This is a genomic window from Micromonospora sp. NPDC047753 (assembly GCF_040642735.1).
Lineage (GTDB): Bacteria > Actinomycetota > Actinomycetes > Mycobacteriales > Micromonosporaceae > Micromonospora.
The window spans coordinates 1-8,267 of the sequence record NZ_JBEYSL010000305.1 but is presented as its reverse complement, the minus strand read 5'-3'; the positions used below and the strand labels follow the sequence as shown (position 1 = coordinate 8,267).

Genomic DNA, 8,267 nt, shown 5'->3' with positions numbered 1-8,267 from the left:
GGTGGCCACCAGGATGGAGGTCAGGAACGCCACCGCCATACCGACGAACAGCACCAGACCCAGGTCCTTCAGCGTGCCGGCACCGAGCAGGCCGGCACCGATGAAGAGCAGACCACCGACCGGCAGCAGGGCGACCACCGAGGTGTTCAACGACCGCATCAGGCTCTGGTTGATGGCCAGGTTGGACGCCTCGGCGTACGTCTGGTTGTTGTTGGCGGTGATGCCCCGGGTGTTCTCCTGGACCTTGTCGAAGACCACCACCACGTCGTAGAGCGCGAAGCCCAGGATGGTGAGGAAGCCGATGATCGTCGACGGGGTGACCTCGAAGCCGACCAGCGAGTAGATGCCGGCGGTGAGGATCAGGTTCGTGATCAGCGAGGCGACCGCGGCCACGGCCATCCGCCACTCGAAGCGCAGGATCAGGTAGACCATCACCAGCGCGATGAAGATGACCAGACCGAGTACGGCCCGCTCGGTCACCTGGCTGCCCCAGGCCTCACTGACCTGGTTGTCGCTGATCTGGTCGGCGTTGATGCCGAGGTCCTCGGCGATCTGGGCCTTGACCGCGGTGGCCTGCTCGGCGGTGAGCTGCGGCGTACGAAGCTCGTAGGAGTCGCCGCCCGGACCGCCGACCTTCTGCGTGGTGGCCACCGTGACGCCGGTGTTCTCGGCGGCGAGGGCCGAGTTGACCTCCCGCTCGGCGTCGTCCAGGGTGCCGACGCTGGCCGGCACCTGGAACGAGTTGCCGCCGGCGAACTCGATGCCCAGGCTGAACCCACGGATCGAGAAGCTGAGGATCGCGATCAGGACCAGGAGCCCGGCGACGCCGAACCAGAGCTTGCGTCGACCGACGATGTTGAGACCGGCCTCGCCGTTGTAGAGGCGGCTCGCCAGACCGTTTTGAGCCATCTCAGGCCTCCTTGGCGCGCGGGTTGCGGGGCTGAGTCGGCTGGTTGCGAGCCGGCAGTGCTCGGCCCAGACCGCTGACCCGCGGGGACAGGAACGCCTGGGTCCGGGCGAACATCGTCATGATCGGGTGCCGGAAGAGGAAGACCACGACCAGGTCCAGCACGGTGGCGAGGCCGAGCGCGAACGCGAAGCCCTTGACGGTGCCGACCGAGACCACGTAGAGCACCACAGCGGAGAGCAGGGTGATCGCGTTGGCCGAGATGATCGTCCGACGGGCCCGGATCCAGGCGCGGGGAACCGCGCTACGCGGGCTGCGCCCCTCCCGGATCTCGTCTTTCAGTCGTTCGAAGTAGATGACGAACGAGTCCGCCGCCACACCGAGCGAGACGATCATTCCAGCGATGCCGGCGAGGGTGAGCGTGAAGCCGATCTGCCGGCCGAGCACCACCAGCGCGCCGAAGACCAGCAGCGCGGAGAGGATGAGGCTCAGGAAGATCACCGAGCCGAGCAGCCGGTAGTAGAAGAACGCGTAGATGATGACCAGCAGCATGCCGATGCCGGCAGCGAGCAGACCGGCGCGCAGGTGGCTGGCACCCAGCGTGGCGGTGACGTTCTGCGCTTCCTGCTGCTCGAAGGTCACCGGCAGCGCGCCGTAGCGGAGCTGACCGGCGAGGGTGCTGGCGTCCTTCTGGGTGAAGGTGCCGGTGATCTGGGAGTTGCCGGTCAGCACGCCCTGGATCTCCGGAGAAGAGACGATCTTGTTGTCCAGTACGACGGCCACCCGGCACTTGCCGTCCTGGCCCAGGGCGGTCGCGTCGCAGGCCTGGCCCTCGTTGTTGAACGCCTCACGGGTCAGCGAGGTCCACTTGCCCTGACCGTCGCCGGTGAAGTCCAGGCTGACCACCCAGGCGTTGGTCTGGTCGAGCACCGCGTCGGCGTCGGACACGTCGGTGCCCAGCACCTTGGCCTGGTCGAGCAGGTACTTCGACGCGCCGTCCTCGCAGGAGACCACCTGCTGCTTCGCGTCGGAGATCGACGCCGGGGGGCGCTGGTCGAGCTGCGCGCAGCCGATCGTCGGCACGTTGAACTGCATCTGCGCCGGCAGCACCGCGACCTCCTGCGGAGACAGCGTGCCGAACGGCTTGAGCTTCTCGGCCAGCGACGGGTCGGCGGTCAGATCGGCCGGGGCCTGCAACCCGTTGGCGGCCTGCCACGCGGCGGCGCCGACCTTCTGCTCGACGGCCTTGCGCTGCTCCTCGACGCTGGCCGGCACCGGCTCGGCACTGGCGCTGGGCGCGGCGGCGCTCGGCGAGGCCGTGGCGGACGCGGAGGGGGTCGGCGTGGCGCTGGGCGACGCCGGGGCCATTCCGCCCTGACCGCCGCTGGGCGACGAGGTCACCTTCGGCGAGGCGCTGCCGGACGGGGTCGCGGCACCGGACGGGGTCGCGCTGCCGGTCGGGGCGGCGCTGCCGGACGGGGTCGGCGTGGCGGCGGGCGGCGCCTCGGCCACCCCGCTGCCGGACGCGGCCTTGAGCACCTTGCGGAAGCGCAACTCGGCGGCTTCGCCCACGTCGTCGAGGTTCCGGTTCTCACCGGGCAGGGAGATGACGATGTTGCGGTTTCCCTCGGTGACCACCTCGGCCTCGGCCACGCCGAACGCGTTGACCCGACTCTCGATGATCTCGCGGGCCTCCTCGAGGTTCTCCGCCGTCGGGGGCTTGCCGTCGACGCTGTTGGTCGCCTCCAGTGTCACCCGCGTGCCGCCGATGAGGTCCAGGCCGAGCTTGGGCTCGAGCCGGTCCTTCCAGCTGCCGCTGGCGCCGGCGAAGAACACCAGAAGATAGAGGACCACGAAGATGAACCCGAGCACGGCGAGCTGCCGCCCGGGGCGCATCTGTCCCTGAGGTGGTGCCACGGCTGTCCTGTCTCCCTGTACGGTCGCGCCGCTGTCGCAGCGGCGGCGGTGTCGGGCCGGGGGTCCCGCCCGACGGGTCTGCCTTGAGCCGACGGAATGCCGACACGAGGACCGGGCGCCCCCGGCGCGGAACGCCGACGGTCACGGGAACGTGCCGACGCCCGGCGTCGACCCAACTATCCAGTTTTCACGTCTCGCCCGCTGCCCCGTCCGGGCGCGACGACCCCGGAAGCCGGCCGACCGGCCGTACGCCGCAATCGCCGCTCCCCGAGGGAAGGGGTCACTCCTTGACGGTGTCCGCGTCCTCGGTGACCGGCTCGCTCGGCAGCTCCGCGCGGGTGACCACCCGCGCGATGGCCGGGCGGGCGTACCGGGTCTGCACGCCCGGGGCGACCTCGATCAGGACGGTGTCGTCCTCGATGCCGGTGACAGTGCCGTAGAGCCCACCGATGGTCACGACCTCGTCGCCGGGGCCGAGGTTGGACTGCATCGCCTCTGCCTCTTTGCGGCGCTTCTGCTGCGGCCGGATCATCATGAAGTACATGACACCGAAGAGCAGGGCGATCATCAGGATCGGCGTGAAACCGCCGGCCCCGCCACCCGCTGCTGCCAATTGCACGGTTACTGACCTTCCCATTGGCCACCTGCCCGGCACCGGGGTGCCGGAGCGGAGGCGGATTCTCACGTCCTGTACAGACCGCGGCGAAGTCTAAACCCTGCACCTGGGAACGCCGAATGCGGCACAGATCACGTTCACATCACGGCTGATCGACGTCCAAGGAGAACAAGTCGGGCACAGGTGGACTATCCACACCAAATGTACCATTCGGTGGTGTGCGCCCCAGATGCCGCCAAGCGGCCTCGGTGGCCACCCGACCCCTGGGCGTACGGGCCAACAGCCCAGCCCGCACCAGGAACGGCTCGCAGACCTCCTCGACCGTGTCCGGCTGCTCCCCCACCGCCACCGCGAGGGTGGACAACCCGACCGGGCCGCCCCGGAACGAGTCGACCAACGCGGTCAACACCGCCCGGTCCAGCCGGTCCAGGCCGAGCGCGTCCACGTCGTACACGATCAGGGCCGCACGCGCGGTGTCGAGATCGACCACCCCGTCCGCCCGGACCTCGGCATAGTCGCGGACCCGGCGCAGCAGCCGGTTCGCGATCCGGGGCGTGCCCCGGGACCGACCGGCGATCTCGGTGGCGCCCTCCGGGGTGATCGGCACCCCCAGGATCCGCGCCGAACGATGCAGCAGCGTCTCCAGATCTGCCGGCGCGTAGAAGTCGAGATGCGCCACGAAGCCGAAGCGGTCCCGCATCGGTCCGGTCAACAGACCCGAACGGGTCGTCGCGCCAACCAGGGTGAACGGCTCGACGTCCAGCGGAATCGCCGTCGCACCGGGCCCCTTGCCCACCACCACGTCGACCCGGAAGTCCTCCATCGCGCTGTACAGCAACTCCTCGGCCGGCCGCGCGATCCGATGGATCTCGTCGATGAAGAGCACGTCGCCCTCGGCGAGGCTGGTCAGGATCGCCGCCAGATCGCCGGCACGCTCGATCGCCGGGCCGCTGGTCACCCGGATGCCCGCGCCCAGCTCGGCGGCGACGATGTTGGCCAGACTCGTCTTGCCCAGCCCGGGTGGGCCGGAGAGCAGGATGTGATCCGGCGGCGACCCCCGCCGCATCGCGCCCTGCAACAACAGGTCGAGCTGGTCGCGTACCCGGTCCTGGGCGATGAACTCGGCCAGCCGCCTCGGCCGCACCGTGGCCTCCGCGTCCCGATCGGCGTCGCTGACGTACGCCGAGACGAGCCCCTCGGTCTCACTCATCGTGCCGCCTTCATTCGCGACTGCGGGGCTCGCAAACCCGGCTCACTCCTCGCGCTCATCGTGCCGCCCGGGCGGTCATCGGGTGCGGCCCAGCAGTCGGATGGCCTGCTTGAGCAGGACCGGCACCGGCGGGGTCTCACCCTCGATCGACTCCGCCACCGCGGCCACCGCCTGATCGGCCTGCCCGGCCGTCCAGCCCAGCCCCACCAGCGCCTGCCGGACCTGGTCGGGCCAGCTGCCGCGGGTCACCCCGGCCGCCCCGTCAGCGCCGATCGGCACCGGGCCGATCCGGTCCCGTAGCTCCAGCACCAGGCGTTCCGCGCCCTTCTTGCCGATCCCGGGTACGCGGGTCAGGGCGGCCGTGTCCGCGTTGGCGATCGCCTTGCGTACCGCGTCCGGGGTGTGCACCGCCAGCACCGCCTGGGCCAGTCGTGGGCCGACGCCACTCGCGGTCTGGAGCAGCTCGAACAGGGACTTGGCGTCGTCGTCGGCGAAGCCGTAAAGAGTCAGCGAGTCTTCCCGCACGATCAAACTGGTGGCGAGCCGGGCGACCTGGCCGACCCGCAGCTCCGCGAGGGTCCCCGGGGCGCAGTGCACGGCGAGCCCGACCCCGCCGACCTCGATCACCGCCTGGTCCGGACCCGTCGCGGTCACCGTGCCGCGCACGCTGGCGATCATCGTGCTCCTCCTCGTCGTGCCCTGTCCGCCGCGGCGGCCAGCTTGGAGCGGGTCCCACCGCGCCACACGTGGCAGATGGCCAGGGCCAGCGCGTCGGCGGCGTCCGCCGGCTTCGGCGGCTCGGCCAGCCGCAACAGCCGGGTCACCATCGCGGTCATCTGCGCCTTGTCGGCCTGACCGGAGCCGGTCACGGCGGCCTTCACCTCGCTCGGGGTGTACGTCTGCACCGGCAGCCCGGCCCGCGCCCCGGCCAGCACGGCGATGCCACTGGCCTGCGCGGTGCCCATCACGGTACGAACGTTGTGCTGACTGAACACGCGCTCGACGGCGACGCTCTCCGGTTGATGTTCGGCCACCAGCTTGTTCAGCGACCGGTCCAGGTGCAACAGGCGCAACGCCAGGTCGTCGGCCGGGTCGGTGTAGACCACGTAGTAGGCGACCAGGGTGCAGGGCCGGCCGGGCACACCCTCGACCACACCCACCCCGCACCGGGTCAACCCCGGGTCCACACCGAGCACGCGCACGCCGCCCCCTCCCCAGCCGTCAGCAGTACGTGTGTTCGACACCCTAACCGGCGCCCTTCCCACCAGCCCCACGGGACACGCCCTCCCACAACCCACACCCCACCCCACGCCCCCGACGCCCCTCGCCCTCGCCCTCGCCCCAAGATCTGCGCAACTTGCCGGATGTTGCTGCCTCCGGCGCGCGAGAGACAGCAACATCCCTGATATTGCGCGGATCTTGACGACAAACACCGTTCCGAGGACCGGGAGCGGCCTGCGGGGCGAGCACCGCCGTCAAGGTCACGCTCGATCCAGGATTTAGTGGCCACGACGCGCCCGGATGCCACTACATCCAGGATGTTGCGCGATCTTGCGGCGCACGGCGTGGCGGGGTGTGGCAGAGGCCAGGCCCGGCGGCGCGAAGCCCAGCAGGGGCGGCGGCGAGACGGGACGGCGCGGCGCAAGGCGCGGCGAGACGGGATGAGCCGGGCGGGCGGGGCGACGGGACGGCGAGACGAGGCGGGGCGGCGAGACGAGGCGGGGCGGCGAGACGAGGCGGGGCGGCGAGACGGGGCGGGGCGGCGAGACGGGGCGGCACGGGAGCGGGTGGAAGGGGGCGGTGGGTGGGATCGGGTAGTAGGGGACGGGTGGGGCCACACAGCTTTGGTACGGAGTATGTGTCGCTGGCCCATGTGCCGGGGAGCACACAGCTCGTAACTTCTTGCGCCATGACGGCAGAACCCGTGGTGGTCCCCCACGTCGTACAGCTCGACCTCTCCGGTCGGACCGCCCTGGTCACCGGGGGTGGCGGCGGCATCGGGCGGGCGTGCGCCCTGCGGCTGGGCGCGGCCGGCGCCAAGGTGCTCGTGGTGGACCGCAACCTGGAGGCGGCCAAGGCGGTGGCCGCCGAGGCCGGTGGCCGGGCCGAGGGCGTGGACCTGTCCGACGCCGCCGCGGTGGATTCGCTCGACGTGGACGTGGACATCGTGGTGAACAACGCCGGGCTCCAGCACGTCGCACCGTTGCAGGACTTTCCCGTCGAGCGGTTCGAGTACATCCAGCGGGTGATGGTGGAGGCGCCGTTCCTGCTGATCCGCCGGGCGCTGCCGCACATGTACGCGCGGGGCTGGGGGCGGATCGTCAACATCTCCTCGGTGCACGGGTTGCGCGCCTCGCCGTACAAGGCGGCCTACGTATCGGCCAAGCACGCCCTGGAGGGGCTGTCGAAGGTGGTCGCGTTGGAGGGCGCCGCGCACGGCGTCACCGCCAACTGCATCAACCCGGCGTACGTGCGTACCGCGCTGGTGGAGAGCCAGATCGCCGACCAGGCGGCCAGTCACGGCATCGACGAGGCCGAGGTGATCGAGAAGATCATGCTGGCCCGGGCCGCGATCAAACGGTTGATCGAGCCGGAGGAGGTGGCCGAGCTGCTGGCGTACCTCTGCTCGCCGCCGGCGGCGTTCATCACCGGGGCGTCGATCGCCCTCGACGGGGGCTGGACGGCCAACTAGTGGGGCTGAGCACAATGTCGACCATGTCTTCGCCGGTGGAGTTCCTGGAGCTGCTCGCCCGAGAGGCCGCGGCGGTCGAGTTCGAGGGACCGCTGGTGGCCGCGCGGGCCGCCGGGCTACCGCCGGACCGGCTGGCCGAGCTGGAGCAGGCCAAGTCGGTGGCGTTGCGGGTCCGCGCGCTGCTGGAGCGTCGCCGCCGCCGGGAGAGCGAGCTGTCCGGCCTGTACGACACGGTCAGCGACCTGGCGGGGCTGCGCGATCTGGACGACGTGTTGCGGGCGATCGTGCACCGGGCCCGTCATCTGCTGAGTGCGGACGTGGCGTACATGACGCTAAACGACGACGAACGTGGCGACACCTACATGCGGGTGACCGACGGGTCGGTCTCGGCCCGTTTCCAGCGGCTGCGTCTGCCGATGGGTGCCGGTCTCGGTGGCCTGGTGGCCCAGTCCGGTGCCCCGTACGTCACCGCCAACTACGGCGAGGACGCGGGCTTCCACCACACCGGCGAGATCGACGCCGGGGTGGGCGAGGAGGGTCTGGTGGCGATCCTGGGGGTGCCGCTGCGGCTCGGTTCGACCTCCATCGGGGTGCTCTACGCGGCCAACCGTTCGGCCCGGCCGTTCGTTCGGGAGGAGGTGGCGCTGCTGGTGTCGCTGGCCGCGCACGCCGCGGTGGCGATCGACACCGCCCGGCTGCTGACCGAGACCCGTTCGGCGTTGGCCGAGTTGTCGGCGGCGAACACCACCATTCGGGCGCACAGCAGCTCGGTGGAGCGGGCCGCCGCGGCACACGACCGGATGACCGCGCTGGTGCTGCGCGGCGGCGGCGTGGAGGACGTGGCGGCCGCGGTGACCGAGGTGCTGGGCGGCGCGCTGCTGGCGCTGGACGCCGAGGGCCGCCTGCTGGCCCGGGTGGGTGAGAT

General features: G+C 71.0%; 8 protein-coding genes. 2 read left to right on the top strand and 6 right to left on the bottom strand.

All coding sequences use genetic code 11. The features are described from left to right. From secF to ruvC, 6 genes are all read right to left on the bottom strand, one after another. A partial coding sequence (gene secF / locus ABZ749_RS23170; RefSeq protein ID WP_357231004.1) for a protein translocase subunit SecF occupies positions 1-909 on the bottom strand: 909 nt, incomplete at its 3' end. Position 910: 1 nt separating this feature from the next. Beyond that, on the bottom strand, positions 911-2,824 hold the full coding sequence (gene secD / locus ABZ749_RS23165) for a protein translocase subunit SecD (RefSeq protein ID WP_357231001.1): 1,914 nt from the start codon (positions 2,822-2,824) through the stop codon (positions 911-913). 280 nt (positions 2,825-3,104) lie between these two features. Next, a complete protein-coding gene (gene yajC, locus ABZ749_RS23160; RefSeq protein ID WP_355007312.1) occupies positions 3,105-3,461 on the bottom strand; it encodes a preprotein translocase subunit YajC in 357 nt (118 codons plus the stop codon). A gap of 121 nt (positions 3,462-3,582) precedes the next feature. Next, positions 3,583-4,650, bottom strand: a complete 1,068-nt coding sequence (gene ruvB, locus ABZ749_RS23155) for a Holliday junction branch migration DNA helicase RuvB (protein ID WP_357230997.1) — start codon at positions 4,648-4,650, stop codon at positions 3,583-3,585. A 75-nt stretch (positions 4,651-4,725) separates the two neighbouring features. Beyond that, positions 4,726-5,328 carry a Holliday junction branch migration protein RuvA gene (gene ruvA, locus ABZ749_RS23150; RefSeq protein ID WP_210784947.1) on the bottom strand — a complete coding sequence of 201 codons (603 nt, stop codon included), beginning with the start codon at positions 5,326-5,328 and terminating at the stop codon, positions 4,726-4,728. After that, the gene (ruvC, locus tag ABZ749_RS23145; protein WP_112584546.1) at positions 5,325-5,852 is read right to left on the bottom strand and encodes a crossover junction endodeoxyribonuclease RuvC; all 528 of its coding nucleotides are present in this window, start codon (positions 5,850-5,852) and stop codon (positions 5,325-5,327) included. Before ruvC ends, ruvA begins: the two co-directional genes overlap by 4 nt. Before the next feature lie 707 nt (positions 5,853-6,559). Here ruvC and ABZ749_RS23140 point away from each other — a divergent pair. Together ABZ749_RS23140 and ABZ749_RS23135 are read left to right on the top strand one after the other, a co-directional pair. Continuing rightward, complete coding sequence (locus tag ABZ749_RS23140) at positions 6,560-7,342, top strand: 3-hydroxybutyrate dehydrogenase (protein WP_355007310.1); 783 nt, start codon at positions 6,560-6,562, stop codon at positions 7,340-7,342. 14 nt (positions 7,343-7,356) lie between these two features. Continuing rightward, positions 7,357-8,267 (top strand): GAF domain-containing protein (locus ABZ749_RS23135; RefSeq protein ID WP_357230993.1); only part of this gene is annotated, 911 nt, incomplete at its 3' end.